Genomic DNA, 18,035 nt, shown 5'->3' with positions numbered 1-18,035 from the left:
TATGTCTGATCTTTTGAAGCTTTCTCTCGAAGGCCATATCGCCACCATCCAACTGAATAACCCGCCGGCCAACACCTGGACACTGGAAAGTCTGAAGCTCCTTCAAGAGATGGTTGATGACTTGAATGAAAATCCGAGGGTCACCGCCCTGATTATTTTCTCTGAAGAAGAAAGATTTTTCAGTGCCGGAGCCGATCTTAAGCTGTTTGCCGATGTTTCGCCTGAGCAGGCCCGGCCCATGGCGGAAGCATTTGGCATGGCTTTTGAAACACTGACAGAATTTAAGGGCATCTCTATTGCAGCAATCAATGGGTTTGCCCTGGGGGGTGGGCTTGAAGTGGCGCTGGCCTGTGATCTGAGAGTGGCTGAAAGACAGGCCTTGTTGGGGCTGCCAGAAGCATCAGTGGGTCTGCTGCCTTGTGCAGGTGGTACTCAAAATTTAATGTGGCTGGTGGGCGAAGCCTGGACCAAGCGGATAATATTGCTGGGTGAGAAAGTGGACGCAGAGAAAGCCTGTCAGATTGGTCTGGTGGAAGAAGTCGTAGAGCAGGGGCAGGCCTGTTCAATGGCTCGGGAGCTTGCTGAAAAGGTCAGTCAGCAAAGCCCTGATTCTGTTGTCGCCAGTAAAAAGCTGATTCAAATGAATCGGCTTTCCTCAAGCAATAGGTACGCTGTTGAGCGAGATCTGTTCCTGAAGTTGTTTAAAGGTCAGAATCAAAATGAAGGTGTTAAGGCTTTTCTGGAAAAGCGCTCACCTGATTGGCGCTACGAGTAAAGCCAAACCCGGCTTGGCCGGGTTGCTATTTGAGTGTCAGTCGTTGCGAAACAGTGTTTGTACCAAGTGGAAGCCGAATTGAGTTCTGACCGGACCATGAACCTTAAGAACTTCTTTTCGAAACACCACCTGGTCAAAGGCTTTTACCATTTGTCCCTGACGAAATTCTCCAAGGTCTCCTCCCTTCTTGCCAGAGGGGCAATGGGAGTGTTTTTTGGCCAGCTGGCCAAAGTCAGCCCCTTTGTCCAGCTGCTTTTTGAGCTTTTCTGCTTCTTCCTGCGTTTTAACCAGGATGTGTCTGGCACCGGCAGTCGCCATAAGATTACTCCTGAGTGGTTGAATTTTGGTTAGTGGCCGTTTTGCAAGTGTCACTTTGAGCGGGTTGTCCGGTCACTACCAGTTTGAGTTGCCCCACAAAGACTCGTTCGTTCTTTTTCTGGCGAGTCAGTTGTCTCTGATACAGAAGAATTTCGGCGTTGACAGCTTCTTTCAGTTTGACTTTGCCGGCAGGTTTGCCATTCAGGTCGACGCGGTTTCTGCCTTCCTTGATCGATGATAGGTAGCGATCCTGCTGAGTAAAGAGTTTCAGGGCTTTTTTGATGGTGCTGGCCGGAAATTCACCGGTCTGATTCATTTCATTATGGATGCCGACTTTAAGGGGGCGCGGTGAAGCCACCCGAAAGGCTTCAGGCCAGCGTTCCCTGATCAGGCGGAGTGCTTCAGAACTGGATATTTCATCTCTATCGTTAGCTGAAGTCTGTTCATCAGAAGAAGAAAGGTTACTGCATTGAGTATCTGCCCTTGAAATAGTCAGATCTTCTCTTTCTGCATTGTGCATATTGTGCTCATGACTGATTACTTGGGATGTTTGTTCTGTGCAATTGTACTGCATTGTGGACTTCTAATGATATGTTTTGAAACCGAACACTTGTGTCGTTTATTAATGAATATCAAGGGCTTTAGATTTCAATACACCAAAGCTGATCATTTCAAGAGCCTTTTCGTGTGTCGATCTCAGGTAGACTGGAGGGGCGACGTCGGCTTCATAGGCTTGTATCCACCTCTGTGCACACAGACACCATTGGTCGCCTTCTTTGAGTCCGGGAAAACGGTAGGCCTGATTGGGGGTAATCAGGTCGTTACCCTGTTCGAGGGAAAACTCCAGGAAATCCTTAGTGACTCTGGCGCAGACAACGTGCTGTCCAATGTCATTCTTGTCAGTATGGCAATACCCATCCCGGTAGATTCCGGTAACAGGATCAAGGCAACAGGGTTGAAGAGGTTCCCCGAGAACATTTTTTTGATCAGAAGCCGATGTGCTCATGCCGTTTTCCGCAGACAGTCCTGAGGTGAGAGTTAACAGCAGGTTGCTTCGGCAGTCAATGAAGAATTTTCAGTAATACCAATCGTGCTTTCTAACTCCCGTGATGAGCATGGAGATTTGAGCCTTAAGACAAGGCGGCGTGAGGAGTCATAGCCTTAGCTATGGCGACGATCGCCAACGCAGGATTAAGGCTCAAATCTTCAGCGCAATAGGGAGTTAGAAAGTTCGATTGGTATAAGATCCTGACGGTAAAGAGAGGAGTATCAGGACCTTGATTCTTATTGCTGTTTGTAGACACAGTCGTTTACTTTGTTTTAAGGCATCACTGCTTGTATCAAGGTCTGATAGAGGTGTGGTTTTTTGCCTGTTTGAGAGTCATTTGCAGGGCCTGTTCTCTTGGCAGGACTTTATAAATACTTCTTAGATATTCGGCTTCAAGCGCTAAAGAGTCTTTAACGTTTAAAGAACCTTCTGTCTTGACAGTTTCTTCTAATCTGAGGTTGTTGATTTCTTGATGTTTTTCTTTCAGCTGCACATTGGCTCTGAGGTATTTCAGATAAGCTTCCATGTGACTTTGTTCAGGTTTGCTCATTCTTGTTCCAAATCGCCTTGGTCGAAAAGTGCGTGTTTAGCTAAAAAGTGATCTGTTTGAGCTAAACGTACTTTCAACATTAAAAATAATGAATCCTGTTCACCTGTTGTCCTGACATCCTTTCTTCGGACGGGCTGCTCGTTGTGGGAGGATAATATGCACAGCCCGTGCCAATGATAGAAAGGCGGGTGTTAATACCTATTTTGGTGCGTTTTTCCTTTGTTTGGGGTGACTACGTAAGTGGCTTTTTTTGAGTTGTTCCTCATAGTGCTACGTTACGATTGGGATCGTGGGTTACATATCGTTCCAGAGTGAATCCCGTCGGCGAGTGCTTTTTCTCATTGAGTTGACAGATTTTTGTCACTGCAAATAATACGGGCAACCACCCACTAATGAAATCTGCTCTTTGTCGGCCAGCCAGGCCTCCGCTTTGCCTGATCGTTTGCAGCGCTCTTTAGTCTTCATATAAGTACCTAACCAGTTGGTTTCGCATATTCTGGATGGCGGCTTTTTCCATCCTTCTGCGTTCCAACTCTGGTTGCGTAGCTAAGGCTACGCGCCCGTCGTTGCGCCTTGAAGGATGAAAAAATTCACTCGCCAGAATATGCGAAACCAACTGGCCAGGTACTTAGCCACTGATTTTGTTTCCCCAGACATTGTCTGTCCCCGGGGCGCAGCTGAAAACGAGGATATTATGCATAGATGGGTTGTCATGCTGATTGGGTTCACGCTTTATGCCAAGGCCGATAATACTGCTTATATCAACTGGATTGCCGGTTTACCAGAACAGGGTATTCCTGTGGAGGACCCGGACTGGCAGCGCCTGGTTGCCAGTCCTTCTTCTGCAGCACTTCAACAAATAGTTCGTCGGTACGCTTTGTATGTTGATAGAGGGCGTCTTGATAAAAGATTGTTTCAGCCAGGCTGGCAGATAGATGACCAGCCACGTAAAGAAAAAGATCAATCGCAACGCTATTCCATTGATGACCTTAAGGGTCTTGAGCCTGACCTTCCCCAATATCGTGCTTTGATCAACAGTCTGAAAAAACTCAAGAACTGGAGCCTGGTGGCTGCTCAGGAATTTCCGGATGATCTGATTTTCTTCAAAGATGACCGGCACTCTGCTGTTGTCCGCCTGAATCAGTGGTTGATGGATCTGGATCTTGCAGAGCATTTGGAAGGAAGTGTTTACACTCAAGCGCATAAGGATGTCCTGACGCAAGTACAGCTTCAGTTTGATCTGATGCCGGATGGCAGGCTGGGGGTCATGACGCGTCAGGCATTGTTAGCCATAACTCACGAAAGAATCAGAACGCTTAAGGCTAATCTTGAACGTCTTCGCTGGTTGCCATCGACACTGCCATACCCTCACATTCGTGTGGATATTGCGGGTTTCAATGTTGCCTGGGTCAAGAATAAAACCAATCAGAAGATTCATAAGGCGATCGTTGGAATGCGTCATAAGCAGACGCCGGTTTTCAATGATCAGGTCGAAAGTGTGACATTCAATCCCGTCTGGAAAGTTCCTCATTCTATAGCCGCCCATTCGATGTTAAGGGCTGAAAGGAAAGAACCGGGATTTTTAAAGCGTGAAGGTTTCGTCGTCTATGAAAGCTGGGAGGACCGGGCACCTGCTGTTGCTATCGATAAAGTCAATTGGCGATCCTTGACGCCCGGAACATTTCGTTACCGGCTTGAGCAGCAACCCGGTGAGAAAAACCGATTAGGGCGCTTTAAGCTGGATCTGCCGAATCCGTTCGGTGTCTATCTCCACGATACGGATAAGCCTGAGCTGTTTGCAGAGGAAAGGAGGATGTTTAGTTCAGGCTGTACCCGGGTTGAAGGGATTGCCGATTTGATCCAAACCATCTTTCATCAGCAATCTATGGCGTGGGTGCACAAAACCACCCCTGGAGAGCTGACGTACAAAAGAATGCTTTTCCAGCCTGTGCCTATCTATTTTGTTTACTTTACAGCCTGGCCCGATGAATCGGGCAGAGTCCGGTTCAGAGAAGATATCTATCAGCAGGACGCTGCCATGACCAGCTGGTTTTGAACATCTGGCAGAGAGACACTATAAGTAGTTGACGGAGTAGGGCGTTTTGTGGAAAATGCGCTGCATCCAGACGAGACGTCTGTTTTTTTGGTGGGCCCTGTCGGTCCCCTCGCAATGATCAGCTGTGAACCCCGCCAGGCCCGGAAGGGAGCAACGGTAGCAGTGACGTCATGTGCCGGGGTGTGGCTGGTGGGGTTTGCCTCCATCTGTATTGCCCTGTCCTTGAAATATCCTTATCAGACCCCTGTGAATCGTGCATTCTTTCGCTTTCTTGGTTAGCATAGAGTCCTCAGTTTCAGTTACCGGTATTTAAGCTTTTCAATGAGCTATCAGGTTCTTGCACGCAAATGGCGACCCCGTTCTTTTAAAGAGCTGGTGGGCCAGACTCACGTATTACAGGCTCTGGTCAATGCGTTGGACCAGGATCGGCTGCATCATGCTTATCTGTTCACGGGCACACGAGGCGTGGGTAAGACAACGATTGCCAGAATTCTTGCCAAGTGCCTTAACTGTGAAACAGGTGTCAGCTCTACTCCCTGTGGGCAGTGCGCTGCCTGTTGCGAAATTGATGAAGGTCGTTTTGTTGATCTTATTGAAGTGGATGCTGCTTCCAGAACCAAGGTGGAAGATACCAGGGAGCTGCTTGATAATGTCCAGTACGCTCCTACCAGAGGGCGTTATAAGGTTTATCTGATTGACGAAGTGCACATGCTCTCGGTGCACAGTTTTAATGCGTTGCTAAAAACCCTGGAAGAACCACCTCCCCATGTAAAGTTCCTGTTGGCTACCACTGATCCTCAGAAGTTACCGGTCACCATTCTGTCGCGATGTTTACAGTTTGGGCTGAAAAATATGACGCCGGAAAGGATTGTCGGTCACCTGGAAAATATTCTCGGCCAGGAAGCTATCCCTTTTGAAGGTCCGGCCCTCTGGCAGCTGGCCAGAGCAGCCGATGGCAGTATGAGGGACTCTCTGAGCCTGACCGATCAGGCCATCGCATTCGGTAATGGTCAGGTAACCGAGCAGGAAGTCAGTGCCATGCTCGGTACCATTGATCAGGGCCAGGTCATGAAGATGGTCAGGGCACTTTCTTCGGGTGGGGCTCCTGAAGTCCTGGCCGCTGTTGCCAGCCTGGCTGAACATGCACCGGACTATGGGGCAGTGCTGGACGATATGCTTTCCATGCTGCATCGGATTGCCATTGCCCAGGCAGTTCCAGAGGCAGTGGACAATAGTCAGGGTGATCGTGAGCAGGTTCTGGAGCTGGCGGGTAATATGCTGGCTGAAAACGTTCAGCTCTATTATCAGGTCGGTCTGGTCGGGAAAAAAGATCTTCCGCTGGCGCCGGATCCACGGGGCGGCTTCGAAATGGCTCTCTTGAGAATGCTGGCATTCAGACCTGAGCCTGTTGCCATTCAGGTGCCACAAAGTGCCCGGCGTGAAGTGGAGGCTCAGTCAACAGAGGCTTCAGAACCTGTTGTATCATCTCCTGATCCGGAACCTGAGCCTGCTGCAGTATTGCAGTCCGAAAATCAGCAGCAGAGGGATACTGAAACAAGCGAGCCTGAAAGTCCTCTGTCATCGCCTGTGACTGAAGAATATCAACCTCAGGCCTCAGCTGAGCGGCCTGTTACCGCTATTACAGAAAATTTCTTGCCGGAAGATTTTTCTCCTTCAACGCCATCCAGTCTGGAGCCAGCTCAGGTATGCGGGCCTGATCAAAATGTCGATGAAGAAGTTCCGCCAACGGTTGAAGCTTCTCAGAAACAGCAAGTGGAGGAGGATGGAGTTCCGCCATCGGTATCCACTTATGAAGCTTATGCATCTGAGCAGGCATCAAGAGAGACGGTCGCTCAGCCAGAGCCAGAGTCAGCACAGGTGATAGAAGAACCTGTTCAGGGTTCTGCTCCTGAAGAAAGAATTTCTTTTGCTGATCTGAATGTTCAGTCCTGGGTGCCTGTTTTTAGAAGTCTTCCTCTGGGTGGTGTGACCCGAACGATTGCCTCTCACTCTGAGTATGTCAGTCATTCAGCAGGTAGAGTCGATCTGCGACTGGATAGTGGCAGAAGTACTTTGTACAACGACATGCATCGGCAAAGGGTTGAGAAAGCGCTGAGCGACTATTTTGATCAGCCGCTCAGGGTTCAGGTGGAAATTGGTCAGGTTCAGGCAGAAACGCCTGCCGCCTGGCGAGAGCGCAAAATGGCTGAACGAATGGCTGATGCTCGCTCCAGTATTTTTAATGATCAGCATGTGCAAAGTCTGATTGATAAATTTTCTGCTGTCGTCATCGAAGACAGTATTCAGCCAGTTGGCAATGTCGTTAAGTGATGAATAGCCGGGTATTTCAATCATCCGGCGGTTGTATTTGTGTTTAGTTCGTCGCTTTTAATAAGCCAAAAGATAACGTAAAGGAGTTTTTATGTTTAAGGGCGGTATGGGTAACCTGATGAAGCAGGCCCAGAAAATGCAGGAAGACATGCAGCGTATCCAGGAAGAGCTGGCGAACGCTGAAGTGACTGGTGAGTCTGGTGCCGGTCTGGTGAAAGTGATTATGAACGGTCGTCATGATGTCAAGGATGTCCAAATCGATCCAAGCCTGATGCAAGAAGACAAGGAAATGCTGGAAGATTTGCTGGCGGCAGCAGTGAATGATGCGGTACGTAAAGTGGAAGAAAACAGCAAGGATAAAATGAGTGGTCTGACCGCTGGTATGGGTCTGCCGCCTGGCTTCAAGATGCCTTTTTAAGCGTCATTTTCTTGCAGCAGGCTATTCGTTCAAAACACCTTTGGACAGTCATTGGCTACCAGGGTCTACTCAAGGTGGGTGGGCCCTGACCGGAATTTGAGTGCATTTATGTTCAGTCCTCTGATCAAGGAATTGATAGAATCCCTGCGTTGTTTGCCCGGGGTGGGGCCCAGGTCATCCCAGCGAATGGCGTTGCATCTATTGGAAAAAGACCGGGAGGGTGCACTTCGGCTGGCTAAAGCTCTCACCGAAGCAGCAGAAGGGGTTGGGCGCTGCAAGTCTTGCAGAACATTATGCGAGAGTGAATTGTGTGATATTTGCAGTCATCCGGGTCGCGAGAAATCAACACTTTGTGTGGTAGAAAACCCTTCTGATGTAATGGCCCTGGAACAGGCCGGTGGCTATTCCGGACGCTATTTTGTTCTTATGGGGCACCTTTCACCGATCGATGGAGTTGGTCCTGACGAAATCGGTGTGACCGACTTGCTGGAGCGAGTGTCCGATTTTCAGGTTAAAGAAGTCATTTTGGCAACTAACCCGACGGTTGAGGGTGAAGCCACGGCTCACTTTATTGCAGAAGAGCTCAAAAATATGGGCGTTGAAGCCAGCCGGATAGCACATGGTGTGCCGTTGGGTGGTGAGCTGGAATACGTTGACGGCGGCACTCTGGCCCACGCATTGGCAGGCCGACGAAAGCTTGAACTATAAAGCAGCAGAGGCCAGGAGATGTCCTGGTTTACTTAGGACAAAAGTACTGAATTCGATTTACAAGGCCCGTGGTTTTCGCTTCACCTGTTCGTATTCGGGTGTACTGGTCCGTCGTCATCCAGTCAATGGTTTTCTGTGTGCCTGGTAAAGAATCCGGAAAATAAGTGTTGATATAGAGGGTGAAGCCGCCATTATCTGTACCAAAAGCGGTTTGCCAGCTTGTGTCACTATCGAGCTGCACTCGATAAAAGCAATTTCTGCTGAAGCTGCTGGCCTGAAGCTTTCTGCCTCTGGCTTCATGAATCACTTTTTTAGTTGAATCCGAATCAGGAAACTCTTTCCATTCAATATTTTGACACTGGCTCAGTATTGTATGGGTCGGCACTTTGCTGGCTTGTCCATCCGCTTTCTGAACAAGGGTAGTATTTTTTCTGTCCGACTGAATATGGGCTTTCAGTACGGTTTTCTGGTCGCCGAAGTCTTCGGGTATCAGTTCAAGCCGGGTTTTGTTGTAACAGGTGGACAGGTAATTGTAAAAAGCCTGTTCTCCATTGATCCAATGGAAACAGTCAGGATTAAAGCTGCTGTTGCTGTTGAGATCTAATTTCTCTGGAACAGAAGGGCACCATCTGCGAATGGATTCAAAGCCAAGAGGTTTTTCACTGGTGCCGTCACTGCTTTCAACGATCAGAGTGTTTTTTTGTGCGGCAGAAATTTTGAGTATATAAGTCTCGGCATTTTCCAGGCTGCCGTAGGGGGTAAACAAGAGAGCATCTTTATTGACGGCGGCTGCAAAGAACCAGGCTTGATCGAACTCAACCTGATAGTGGCAATGAGGGTTGAAATCCTCCGGGGTGTCTGTTGCTACATCCACCCAGGGAGATTCCAGAGGCATCCAGGCAGCAAAAAATCCAAAAATTGTCGATAAGCCAACAGCCATTGGAATACACCATAACACTATGATGTATCCATTCTAGTTAGTGTTTTAGAAGGCTGCTGACTAAGTGATTACCAGTTGTAGCCAAATGTCACCGAATGAAAATCAATGGATTCATTCATGCTGTGCAGTCCGGCATTGGAGTAATGGAACCAGCCATAGCTGAGTTCAAATTGCTGATTAGCTCCAAATTCAATACCTGCCATGAGCCGGATCTCGAATTGGGAGTGACCGCCCATATTAATAGGTGATCTCTTTTCTTTCTCCAAATCTTGTTCAGACAGGTAGGCGGCACCCACCCCAAGATCTATAAACGGACGCACGCTGGCGTTGGGGAGAAATCCCATTCTTAATACCGGCGAAAAACTAATAGTGGTTACTTTGTCTTTGCCGTCAGGACTGGGATTGTCACTGGCCGAGAGATTACTTTTCCACGAGCTGGCAGCCAATTCAAAATAGCTGCTGAGTACAATGCTATCAGACTGATAAAAGTCCTTTTTCCAGTCCCAGGTGATACCCAGGCGCAGATTGGTGTAATCCGCTGAACGACCTGAAACAAGGTCAAGGTACTGGCCATAGCTAACATTGATACCATCTGGAACAAAGTCCTCTGCGTGAACGCTCTGTGTCTGGATCAGCAGCGACGCTGATAAGCACAGGCTGGCAATAGCACTCTTCATATACTTCCCCTTGATATTATTCTCTTAGTGGTTTCCACGCATTAGCTATCGGCCGATAAAAATGAAACTTTATGAGAGATTTTCAGACAGCTTATTGCCGGGGGGATTTGATGAGAGAAGAGGGCTAAAATCCTTTGCGCATTGGTCACGCAGACTTGTTTGTAATAAAGAGTAGTTCTTCCACAACTGTTCTCAACTGGCTGGACATTTCAAGTGACTAACAGGAATCTCCCACCGATATTAGGTAGAGAAGGGTGTTGAGCAGAGGTGTATACAAAGAGAAGGAGAGCCCTAAATGAATATGGCTCGGGTGGTCAATGCTGCTCTACGCAGCACTGCTATAAGAGGAGGGCAGGGGTTTGGCTTGTTCAGAGATCAGGACAGGCGCTTGTTCTGATGGTCTGAATGTTGAAGTGGGTTTCAGAAATTCTTCGTAAAAGCGCAGACTGCTATCACAGGTAAGCCGGTAGTATTTGAAAAAACTGCCATTGATCTGGGTTTTCTGAAACAGGTAGGAATGCAGTTGTTTGAATAAATGACGGTCAACAGGCTCCGGACTTTTCCAGAATGACTCCAGAGATCCCTGATGGGTAATGCCGTCGATATCATAAAAAGCTCGTCCCATGACCTTGGTAGGCAGGTGGTGCAGAAGGGCGGAGATCCCAACGGTACTGTTAACGGTTACTACGCCGCAGGTGTGATGATATAAATCGGGTAAAGGGATGTCGTGGCAGTAAAGCACTCTGTCCTGGATGCCCAGATTTGTTGCCAGGTCTTCAATAAACTGCCCGTATTCTGTGTAGCCTCTGTCCATCGGGTGGTGTTTGAAGCACAACACCTTGTCTAAATCTGCATGCTTCCAGAAGGAGACTATGACTTCCTGAATAAAAGCTTTCACTGACTCATAAGGAGAGTGAAAAATCATCTGGGAGTCGTCGTGAACTTGCAGCGGAACCAGATAAAATCTCTGATCAAACTCATTATCCAGACGAAATTGCGTTTGCTTGTCATAACTTTTAAACAGCAGTTTTCTGGCAAACCCTCTCAACCAGTAAAAGCCTTCTTTGACCGGATTAGTAGCCCTGTGATGCCTGTACTCAGAAAATTCATCCCTTGAGAAAGAACTGGCCCAATAATAAAAAGCAGCGTAGCGGGTCCTTCGTTTCATGGTGCCGCCGATTGTCTGGCTGGATTTAGCTGAGCATGGCGTTATTCTCTCCAGGCTTTCGCGGCTGAGATCCATCTGGCTCAGTGAATTAACGCCTCCGGACTCCAGTGTAATGGTATCAGGTCGTAAGTAACCTTCTTCGAAGACACAAAATTGAACCCCCAATGCATCACAGACCGGCTTTGCAGTTCTGTGATAATAACGGCAGTCACCAAGGAGAAAAACGGCTTCGATACGATGTTCGGTGAGGTACTGTTCAAGAAAAGCGGCCCAGTCAGCTGGTTTTCCCTTGTAGTGGGTCTGAACATTAGCCCATGAAAAAAACCGGTCGCCGCCATTAAAGTTGATTTTGTGGGTGGTGTAACCCGCTCTGGAAAAGGTGCGTGCCAGCCGCTTGAAAAATGGCCCCAGTGGGCCTTGAAGAAAAAGTACGGCAGATTTGGTCATAGCCTAAATCCGATCCTTGTGTATGACCTTGGTCGCTTATCGGTGGTTGTGTGTTGTGCAAATCCTAGCATAAGCCAGTCTAAAAATATAACTGAATGTAATTGAATTGCCGTAGCAAGCAAACTGGTTTGGGTTTTAATATGGTTGCCTTAAACAATACTAGGTTCTGCATTGGGAAGGCTATACGTATAGTACGTGGTAATGATTAAACTCACCTTAACACTGGGTCCTGAAGTGGTTAAACAATTTAAAGTTGATGCAGCCAGCCAACAGAGCCTGTCCAGGCAGGTAGAAAATTGCCTGAGATCACTGTCAATGTCTTGAGAGCGCGATGAAATAAAGTTAGAGGGAGAGGTTGCAGAGCTGTCAGGAGTGATATGCGAGAACGATTCGATCATTCTCATCATGCTATCTGCCAGCGCAAGAGGCACATAACCATGGTCTGACAACAGGGAAAACGAGTCCCGACTTCCCTGAGGGATGCCCAACTGTTTCAGGCGAATTACCCGGTTCGCCAGGTCCAGTGCGGCCTGTGATGCTCGCTGGATATTTAAAATAATGGAGTCTTGGCGGGTAAAATTCGTCGTCAACTCATCTTCGTACCCGACATACTCTTCTTCGATACGGGCAAGGCGCCGTTGAATAATACTGTATTTGTTCAGAATCACATCATCCATTTTTAATCCTGCTCAATAAGTCATTAATAATCTCGCGGCGATCTTCCTGAAGTTGCTGATAGTGTGAAAAAACATGCGTTTCAAACAGGGTCGCATGCCATTTCATCTATCCTGGCCAGCCAAACACCATGCTGAAATACTTCTTTCTGGAGCACGGTAGTCGCGCCTTTCAAGTCAATCAGGTCAACATACTTACCAAAGTGGCAAGCGAGCTCCTGTGCTTTATCCCACAAAAGTTGTTGGGAGGTTTTTCCGGATATAAAGACCGCCAAATCTATATCGCTTCCAGCTGTGGCGTGCCCAGTCGCCTGGCCGCCATACAAAACGACTCCCAGCAAAGTTTTACCAAATGCCGCTCTAAGTGACTCTTCGATATAGGAAGCATCCAAATCTGCGTGCATACTTTCTCTTTGAGTGATGTTTGAACCATTAGAATAACACTGCTCAAAGCAAATTGGACATAATACAGTGGGCAGATGGTTAAGTTGACACTGGTTCTCTTTCCTTTTTCAGGCCCTGTTGGCCCCTGCGAGGGAAACCGGACTTTATATTAAGGTGAAGAGGAGAAACCCCGGAAGGAATCAGCAGTATTTGATAGAGATTACAGTTGCCTTAGATGATTGATATTAATGGCCATTACTTCGTGATATGCAAAGTTGTTATAAGCTCTCAGATCATCTGTTAAAATTAAACATTTCAAACTCTTTGCTGCCAAAATGATGGATGTATCAGTAATCCCAATATGGTTAAAGCCATATGTACTAATCACTTCATCTTTATGAATATATTCTTCATTCACTAAATAGAGTGTTGGGAGAATTGAATCTAAAAAGACCTTGAATCTGTGTTCAGGTATTTTTTCCAGAAAATTCCAGGCTTCAGCTAAAACCTGAGGAGTAACGACAATTTTTGAAAACTGAGACACATAACCATTAAGCCAATGGAAATCTTGTTCAGAATACATTGTGGTACGTTTGAACTTTGGTACATATGTAGGTTGATATTTACCAATTAGATATAGAATAAGTAAATTGGTATCCAAGAATGCACCACCGTTCCTGTACTCTATCAATAAATCAGTGAGCATTGTGAAATACTAGATTTTACGAATTTTCATAGAGATTACTTCACCTGTGTTAGCATCGACTTTAAATATTTTATAGCTTGTTACTTTATTTCCTATGCTTCCAAGTGCGTAAGAATCAGACATACCAAGAGTAATTAACCAAAAACCATCTTCCAGTTCAACTTCCTCAATTGACAATCTTACCCTCTCTGATGACACATCTTCGAAATACTTTGCTGCTGCTTGAGCCGCTTCTTTTGGGCTAATAGCCATTATATTTTCCCATAGATTATTAATGTTGAGCAGAATAGCGAAGAATCTACTTAAAAACCAGCATCATCTTTAAGTTGATTAGAGAACTCATCTACATACCCAAAAATAGCTGGCTTTGCAACTTTGGAGCTGAATATGCAGAGGATCTCATACACTGAACAGTTGATTAAGTTAAGTTTTCTGGCTACAACATGGCCCTTCAGGAGGGAATCGTGAATACCAATTCAGCTATCTCAGAGAATGCCACTGAATGTATAAGGAATATCTAACTAAACAGAGCCTCTATTAAATAGCCCACCTTTCGTCGTTTTCTGCTCAACCATCGGTTTATAAAGTGCCCACTCTCTGATGTTGAACAACGTTCTTGCTCGATAGCAGCAATAACCCTCTCTGGTGTCGTATACCTTCGGGTTTGCCAGTTGATATACATGGGGTAATAACAGTGCGCAAAATAGATCAGTTCCTCCAGGTTTCTCGTACGATAACGCCTGTTGCTGGTTAAATGATCAACGGTTACCCCCCATCCCCCATAAAAAGGCTGGCCCCAGCAGTGAACTGTTTTTCCGAGTGTCAGGGCTTCAAAACCTGCCAGAGAGGTCATGACGTGCAACTCATCACATTGCTCTATGCAATCAAAAATATCACCATTCGCCACAACATGGTCAACCCAGTTCAATGCCAGACTGTCAGGAATATGTCCCTCTCTTCCTGCTAAAAGAACATCAGGGTGAGGCTTGTAAACAATAAAAGCATCAGGCGCACAGGTTCTGACCGCCTTGATCAATTCAAGATTGGATGAGATCTCGGGGCTGCCCCATTGAATGGAAGCATCGCTGTCCACCTGACCGGTAATCAGTATCTTGCGCTGATCCCTTCTGGCTGACGCAAACAAGGATTGTTCTGAGCCTTTCAGATTATATTTGCTGATTCTTTGCTCTTTCAGTGTTTTACACAAAGCCTTCGCCCGTTCGAGCTGCTTATCATTGAGCTCAATGGTATTGATCGCAGTTTCAAGATCAGAAGGTCGTGAAGCATCAAAATAGATACCCGTCTGATCCAGAATCAATGAACTGGGTCTGCGCAGGTCTGCGCCTAGACCTACTGAACGAATAAATGCGTCTTCTGCTCTGAAAAGCTTAATATTTGATGGAGGTTTATAATCATGATGTTTAGCACCCCAAACCAGAACACCGTCTCCTGATTTAGCCTTTGCTTCAGCCTGCTGAACTGATTTTACAAACTGAACCTTCTCTGAAATTGCCCGGGTAAAACTCTTTAAAAAGGCTCTTTTCCATAGGCTGAAGCCAACCGCATAGAGTGTTTTGACGGGTTGGCAGCGTGATCTTCTCTGCAGGGGGATAAGTTCAAGAATAGCTTCCAGCTCACACCGTTCAAACGTTTCCGGATCGATATAACGAGTGTATTTCAGGCAGGCAGCAGCAAAGAGGCTTTCAATAGTATGCACTTGTTTTCGACGAGGGCAGGGAACTCGGTCATCGGTTAACCCCCAGCCACTGTAAAAGGGGACACCAAAACAAACGACATTCTTCTTGTGCCAGAGTGCTTCAAAGCCTAATTGAGAGGTAACAACGTAGACTTTTTCAAAATAGGGGAAAAGCGACTGGGCATTAACCTTGTCGGCAAGAATGCGTATTCTGGGATTATCAGGAAGGTTGCTGCCGAGGTAGCCCTTTTTGGTACCCAGAACAACATCGGGATGAACTTTTATCCAGACTTCAGAATCCGGATTCTCAGCAAGAGCTGCATTCAGCATTTTATTAAAGCTGGAGTCATCGGCTAACCCAAATTTGACGGAACAGTCCCCGTAAGTCTGATCAACCACAAGAATACGTTTCTGCTCTCCAGCTTCAGGCTTCCAGCTATCAACTGGCTCATGATTATATTTAGTGATTTTGTTTTCAGTAATCAGAGCCAGAAGGGTTGAAGACCGCTCTTTTAATGCTGAGCTGAACCAGTCTGGATGGTTGAGAAGATCTTCAATATCTGAAGGGCAGGTAGCATCGTAATAAATGCCCCGTTTATCAACGATCAAAGCAAAGCGTTTGTCACCCAGGGCAGGGTGGCCCAGGTAGCTGATAAAGCCGTCTTCAAGGTGCCAATAAGGGACCTGGTGTTTTTCTGCAAGTTTTACAGCCTGTTGTGTGTTGGCTTTTTTACCCCAGCCCAGAACAACGTGAGATGGCTGTATTTTTGTGTAAGGCTTTTTCTTCTCTATGTCATTGCACTGTAAGAGAGCTTTTAGTTCTCTGGCGTCACTGATCCCTTGAGAAAGGGTGATAAAAGCTGGTTTTGGTTTTGGAGAAGACGGCAAGGTAGTCACTGATAGTTGATTGGAATAAATAACCTGGAATCTGAAAATCGACAGGTCTAAAGTGAAAATGTGTAAGACAATGTGTAACTATGGGTGTTACAAGACCTGCCTGCGGTACCTACCTCTCCAAAATCAGAGGTTTTGCCTTATTATCAATATGAGCCTTCAAAGGCTCATGAGTGATTGTTCCATAATCCACTACATCAAACAAATAAGGTGTTGGAAGTTCATCCAGAGCCGCAGCAATACGAGCTACTGTGTGAGGGTTATCGGTGGTTAACCAAATTACGATATCAATATCAGATCCTGCCCGATATGTGCCCATAGCACGGGAACCAAAAATAGCCGCCCGACTGATTTCAGTGAAGCCGGACAAGCAGGCAATAATTTGTTGCAGGGTTGCTTCAGGAAGCCCAAACATCAGGGTGTCACTCGCCCGGTAAAGTAATCTGACAGCGCCACTAAAGCTGGGTGATAACTGCGCTGTATAGCCTTGGCAGCTTGTTGCGCCTTCTGGTTGTCATAGGCATGACTCATGGTATTACGGGCTTCCAGCATATCTATCCATAACTGGCCATCTGATATTATCTGCTGTTGAAATGCCTGCTTAATAACCTGTCTGGGCGACGGTTGAACCTCGATACCCTCATAGTTCAGGTAGTCTTTCAGTACTTTCCAGCCAAGCTCCCAACTGAACTTGAAAGACTGGATCAGGGCGATTCGATATAAAATATCTTCGGGTGCTGCCTGAACAGCAGCTACAGCGGAGTCCAGAACAGCAAGGGCATTCTGATAGTTCTCGAAGCGCTGTTTCCAGCGATTATCAGGCGTTGGGGTCATGTGGATAAATCAGCAATGATAAAAGGATTAAAATAACAGAAAAACGTACATCAGGTGAATTTTTGGATTGTGGTGCGCAAGAACGGTTACCCGAAGCAGCTCTGGTTATTAAACGTCTTATAAGGCAGCACAGAGCCGCAATGATTGGCTCAGTTCTGCAAGAGGTGCTAACTTGTTCAAACGATGACGAACATTATCACCATCCAAGACGTAGGTATGATAACCCTGTCCATGCAGGAGACCGTCAACTGCGTTGGCAACGGTAGACTTACCTGAGCCACTCAGGCCAGTGAACCGGATCAGGCAGGGCTTTTGTGATTTCAGGTTCGAACGTGCTTCTCTGGAAACCCTGTGACTATGCCAGGCAATATTTTCTATAAGACGAAGCTCCGGCTTCGGAGGCTGTAACATGGCAAAATCATGAAAGTGCCAGTTCAGCAAGAGCCTGAGCGGGGAAGTGTGTACTCTTTGAATTCGACACTGATTTTCTCATCGTAACATCAAACTTCCAGTTAAGCTTATACTCGATGTGCTAATGTTTCCCGACCGGCCTTACCCGATTGCTCTGTCGTTAAGTCTGCCAGGCTGATGAAAGAGCAGGGGAGGGGGTTAATCTTTTCCTGTCTTCAAACCAGGCAAAGCTCTTGATAACAGGATTTAATATTAGTTTTAAAAGACTCTGGTATCGCAGACCAGGACAGTGCCTGCACAATTATGGGAATGTTGGAGTCACGTAAGGCTTCATTAAACGCCGCTAGCTGAGCGAAACTATCATTCTCATCTTGCTCATCAGGAAAGTGAACGACAATGTCCAGGTCACTGGCATCATAATTAGTACCTTTTACACGGCTTCCATAAGCCCATAGCATGGTACCAACGGGGAATATCTGCGATGCCAGATCACAGACGGACTTGCGATCTTTTTCTCGTAAATCAATCATCTCTGACTCTTCCTAGATGCTGCACTATAGCTTTCTCCAAGGTAATGGCATCAGCGATAAAACCTGGCAGCAACGTTAGCGTGTATTCAGCAAATTTCTTACCATAATCGTGGGCCGTGTTACTACGATTATCCCGATAAATCAACCAGCGTTCGGTTTCCTCAACAGACAAAAGGCTATGTTGCCCCGCCTGCCTGAAGACTTCTTTGAACACAAGGCGATTTATCGCCTTGGGGCTATGAGCAAAATCCTTCAGACACTTGCGGAGAAGTTTACCAGCCTGTTCGAGGATGATTTCAAACTCTTTCACACAGGCTGAACGGTACATATCGTACTCTATACTGTCTTCTTCACAGCCGAGTAAACGGTTATAAGCAGTATCCAGTGTCTTGATGCAACGAGAAAAAAAAGTAGTGTCTATAGTCATGTGTCTTACTGACAATTGATATTTAGACCATCATATCTCAGAA

22 protein-coding genes and 1 other RNA gene are annotated in these 18,035 nt (G+C 46.6%); 6 read left to right on the top strand and 17 right to left on the bottom strand.

The features are described from left to right. The first annotated feature begins 1 nt into the window (after position 1). Complete coding sequence (locus ACOJUN_RS22865) at positions 2-775, top strand: enoyl-CoA hydratase (RefSeq protein ID WP_422134156.1); 774 nt, start codon at positions 2-4, stop codon at positions 773-775. Between the two features lie 36 nt (positions 776-811). Here ACOJUN_RS22865 and ACOJUN_RS22860 read toward each other — a convergent pair whose 3' ends face one another. The 4 genes from ACOJUN_RS22860 to ACOJUN_RS22845 all read right to left on the bottom strand — a co-directional run bounded on the left by ACOJUN_RS22860 (position 812) and on the right by ACOJUN_RS22845 (position 2,691). Further along, entirely contained in the window at positions 812-1,093 is a 282-nt protein-coding gene (locus tag ACOJUN_RS22860; protein WP_422134155.1) for a peptidylprolyl isomerase, read from the bottom strand. 4 nt (positions 1,094-1,097) lie between these two features. Continuing rightward, positions 1,098-1,613 (bottom strand): ProQ/FINO family protein, encoded by a 516-nt coding sequence (locus ACOJUN_RS22855; RefSeq protein ID WP_422134154.1) that lies wholly within the window; start codon positions 1,611-1,613, stop codon positions 1,098-1,100. Between the two features lie 102 nt (positions 1,614-1,715). Next, positions 1,716-2,099 (bottom strand): DUF2237 family protein, encoded by a 384-nt coding sequence (locus ACOJUN_RS22850; protein ID WP_422134153.1) that lies wholly within the window; start codon positions 2,097-2,099, stop codon positions 1,716-1,718. Between the two features lie 334 nt (positions 2,100-2,433). Further along, entirely contained in the window at positions 2,434-2,691 is a 258-nt protein-coding gene (locus tag ACOJUN_RS22845) for a hypothetical protein (RefSeq protein WP_422134152.1), read from the bottom strand. Positions 2,692-3,385: 694 nt separating this feature from the next. Between ACOJUN_RS22845 and ACOJUN_RS22840 the strand changes: the two genes are divergently transcribed. The 5 genes from ACOJUN_RS22840 to recR all read left to right on the top strand — a co-directional run bounded on the left by ACOJUN_RS22840 (position 3,386) and on the right by recR (position 8,204). Further along, complete coding sequence (locus ACOJUN_RS22840) at positions 3,386-4,747, top strand: L,D-transpeptidase family protein (protein ID WP_422134151.1); 1,362 nt, start codon at positions 3,386-3,388, stop codon at positions 4,745-4,747. A 98-nt stretch (positions 4,748-4,845) separates the two neighbouring features. Further along, positions 4,846-4,942: signal recognition particle sRNA small type (ffs, locus tag ACOJUN_RS22835), an RNA gene on the top strand. 126 nt (positions 4,943-5,068) lie between these two features. Further along, complete coding sequence (gene dnaX, locus ACOJUN_RS22830) at positions 5,069-7,078, top strand: DNA polymerase III subunit gamma/tau (RefSeq protein ID WP_422134150.1); 2,010 nt, start codon at positions 5,069-5,071, stop codon at positions 7,076-7,078. 91 nt (positions 7,079-7,169) lie between these two features. Beyond that, the gene (locus ACOJUN_RS22825; protein WP_317146116.1) at positions 7,170-7,496 is read left to right on the top strand and encodes a YbaB/EbfC family nucleoid-associated protein; all 327 of its coding nucleotides are present in this window, start codon (positions 7,170-7,172) and stop codon (positions 7,494-7,496) included. A gap of 108 nt (positions 7,497-7,604) precedes the next feature. Continuing rightward, positions 7,605-8,204, top strand: a complete 600-nt coding sequence (gene recR, locus ACOJUN_RS22820; protein WP_422134149.1) for a recombination mediator RecR — start codon at positions 7,605-7,607, stop codon at positions 8,202-8,204. 28 nt (positions 8,205-8,232) lie between these two features. Here the strand turns inward: recR and ACOJUN_RS22815 are convergent, their stop codons facing one another. The 13 genes from ACOJUN_RS22815 to ACOJUN_RS22755 form a co-directional block, all read right to left on the bottom strand. Next, positions 8,233-9,144 (bottom strand): hypothetical protein, encoded by a 912-nt coding sequence (locus tag ACOJUN_RS22815; protein WP_422134148.1) that lies wholly within the window; start codon positions 9,142-9,144, stop codon positions 8,233-8,235. Positions 9,145-9,212: 68 nt separating this feature from the next. Beyond that, entirely contained in the window at positions 9,213-9,821 is a 609-nt protein-coding gene (locus tag ACOJUN_RS22810) for an acyloxyacyl hydrolase (RefSeq protein WP_422134147.1), read from the bottom strand. 325 nt (positions 9,822-10,146) lie between these two features. Then, the gene (locus ACOJUN_RS22805; RefSeq protein ID WP_422134146.1) at positions 10,147-11,436 is read right to left on the bottom strand and encodes a capsule biosynthesis protein; all 1,290 of its coding nucleotides are present in this window, start codon (positions 11,434-11,436) and stop codon (positions 10,147-10,149) included. A gap of 149 nt (positions 11,437-11,585) precedes the next feature. Further along, complete coding sequence (hepT, locus tag ACOJUN_RS22800) at positions 11,586-12,113, bottom strand: type VII toxin-antitoxin system HepT family RNase toxin (protein WP_422134145.1); 528 nt, start codon at positions 12,111-12,113, stop codon at positions 11,586-11,588. An 80-nt stretch (positions 12,114-12,193) separates the two neighbouring features. Then, the gene (gene mntA / locus ACOJUN_RS22795) at positions 12,194-12,514 is read right to left on the bottom strand and encodes a type VII toxin-antitoxin system MntA family adenylyltransferase antitoxin (RefSeq protein WP_422134144.1); all 321 of its coding nucleotides are present in this window, start codon (positions 12,512-12,514) and stop codon (positions 12,194-12,196) included. 200 nt (positions 12,515-12,714) lie between these two features. Beyond that, positions 12,715-13,155: a hypothetical protein gene (locus ACOJUN_RS22790; protein WP_422134143.1), complete on the bottom strand. Its 441-nt coding sequence runs from the start codon at positions 13,153-13,155 to the stop codon at positions 12,715-12,717. 54 nt (positions 13,156-13,209) lie between these two features. Beyond that, on the bottom strand, positions 13,210-13,452 hold the full coding sequence (locus ACOJUN_RS22785) for a hypothetical protein (protein WP_422134142.1): 243 nt from the start codon (positions 13,450-13,452) through the stop codon (positions 13,210-13,212). Between the two features lie 265 nt (positions 13,453-13,717). After that, positions 13,718-15,784: a capsular polysaccharide biosynthesis protein gene (locus tag ACOJUN_RS22780; protein WP_422134141.1), complete on the bottom strand. Its 2,067-nt coding sequence runs from the start codon at positions 15,782-15,784 to the stop codon at positions 13,718-13,720. 118 nt (positions 15,785-15,902) lie between these two features. Then, positions 15,903-16,205, bottom strand: coding sequence for a nucleotidyltransferase domain-containing protein (locus ACOJUN_RS22775; RefSeq protein WP_422134140.1), 303 nt, complete (start codon positions 16,203-16,205; stop codon positions 15,903-15,905). Continuing rightward, a complete protein-coding gene (locus ACOJUN_RS22770) occupies positions 16,205-16,624 on the bottom strand; it encodes a nucleotidyltransferase substrate binding protein (RefSeq protein ID WP_422134139.1) in 420 nt (139 codons plus the stop codon). The genes ACOJUN_RS22775 and ACOJUN_RS22770 overlap by 1 nt, the downstream gene beginning before the upstream one ends. 117 nt (positions 16,625-16,741) lie before the next feature. Further along, positions 16,742-17,035 (bottom strand): adenylyl-sulfate kinase, encoded by a 294-nt coding sequence (locus ACOJUN_RS22765; protein ID WP_422134138.1) that lies wholly within the window; start codon positions 17,033-17,035, stop codon positions 16,742-16,744. Between the two features lie 215 nt (positions 17,036-17,250). Beyond that, positions 17,251-17,565: a nucleotidyltransferase domain-containing protein gene (locus tag ACOJUN_RS22760; protein WP_422134137.1), complete on the bottom strand. Its 315-nt coding sequence runs from the start codon at positions 17,563-17,565 to the stop codon at positions 17,251-17,253. Continuing rightward, a complete protein-coding gene (locus tag ACOJUN_RS22755) occupies positions 17,558-17,992 on the bottom strand; it encodes a nucleotidyltransferase substrate binding protein (RefSeq protein WP_422134136.1) in 435 nt (144 codons plus the stop codon). Before ACOJUN_RS22755 ends, ACOJUN_RS22760 begins: the two co-directional genes overlap by 8 nt. Positions 17,993-18,035: the final 43 nt, after the last annotated feature.

It is taken from the genome of Endozoicomonas sp. ALD040 (assembly GCF_049275945.1).
In the GTDB taxonomy this organism is placed as follows: Bacteria; Pseudomonadota; Gammaproteobacteria; order Pseudomonadales; family Endozoicomonadaceae; genus Endozoicomonas_A.
The sequence above is the reverse complement of the archived record's forward strand: the minus strand, read 5'-3'. Positions and strand labels throughout refer to the sequence as shown.

Coding starts and splice junctions, on each gene's coding strand:
- dnaX (WP_422134150.1), top strand. CDS start 5,069: ATGAGCTATCAGGTTCTTGCACGCAAATGGCGACCCCGTTCTTTTAAA.
- ACOJUN_RS22845 (WP_422134152.1), bottom strand. CDS start 2,691: ATGAGCAAACCTGAACAAAGTCACATGGAAGCTTATCTGAAATACCTC.
- ACOJUN_RS22840 (WP_422134151.1), top strand. CDS start 3,386: ATGCATAGATGGGTTGTCATGCTGATTGGGTTCACGCTTTATGCCAAG.
- ACOJUN_RS22865 (WP_422134156.1), top strand. CDS start 2: ATGTCTGATCTTTTGAAGCTTTCTCTCGAAGGCCATATCGCCACCATC.
- ACOJUN_RS22810 (WP_422134147.1), bottom strand. CDS start 9,821: ATGAAGAGTGCTATTGCCAGCCTGTGCTTATCAGCGTCGCTGCTGATC.
- ACOJUN_RS22860 (WP_422134155.1), bottom strand. CDS start 1,093: ATGGCGACTGCCGGTGCCAGACACATCCTGGTTAAAACGCAGGAAGAA.
- recR (WP_422134149.1), top strand. CDS start 7,605: ATGTTCAGTCCTCTGATCAAGGAATTGATAGAATCCCTGCGTTGTTTG.
- ACOJUN_RS22825 (WP_317146116.1), top strand. CDS start 7,170: ATGTTTAAGGGCGGTATGGGTAACCTGATGAAGCAGGCCCAGAAAATG.
- ACOJUN_RS22850 (WP_422134153.1), bottom strand. CDS start 2,099: ATGAGCACATCGGCTTCTGATCAAAAAAATGTTCTCGGGGAACCTCTT.
- ACOJUN_RS22770 (WP_422134139.1), bottom strand. CDS start 16,624: ATGACCCCAACGCCTGATAATCGCTGGAAACAGCGCTTCGAGAACTAT.
- ACOJUN_RS22815 (WP_422134148.1), bottom strand. CDS start 9,144: ATGGCTGTTGGCTTATCGACAATTTTTGGATTTTTTGCTGCCTGGATG.
- ACOJUN_RS22765 (WP_422134138.1), bottom strand. CDS start 17,035: ATGTTACAGCCTCCGAAGCCGGAGCTTCGTCTTATAGAAAATATTGCC.
- ACOJUN_RS22785 (WP_422134142.1), bottom strand. CDS start 13,452: ATGGCTATTAGCCCAAAAGAAGCGGCTCAAGCAGCAGCAAAGTATTTC.
- ACOJUN_RS22755 (WP_422134136.1), bottom strand. CDS start 17,992: ATGACTATAGACACTACTTTTTTTTCTCGTTGCATCAAGACACTGGAT.
- ACOJUN_RS22855 (WP_422134154.1), bottom strand. CDS start 1,613: ATGCACAATGCAGAAAGAGAAGATCTGACTATTTCAAGGGCAGATACT.
- hepT (WP_422134145.1), bottom strand. CDS start 12,113: ATGGATGATGTGATTCTGAACAAATACAGTATTATTCAACGGCGCCTT.
- mntA (WP_422134144.1), bottom strand. CDS start 12,514: ATGCACGCAGATTTGGATGCTTCCTATATCGAAGAGTCACTTAGAGCG.
- ACOJUN_RS22775 (WP_422134140.1), bottom strand. CDS start 16,205: ATGTTTGGGCTTCCTGAAGCAACCCTGCAACAAATTATTGCCTGCTTG.
- ACOJUN_RS22805 (WP_422134146.1), bottom strand. CDS start 11,436: ATGACCAAATCTGCCGTACTTTTTCTTCAAGGCCCACTGGGGCCATTT.
- ACOJUN_RS22760 (WP_422134137.1), bottom strand. CDS start 17,565: ATGATTGATTTACGAGAAAAAGATCGCAAGTCCGTCTGTGATCTGGCA.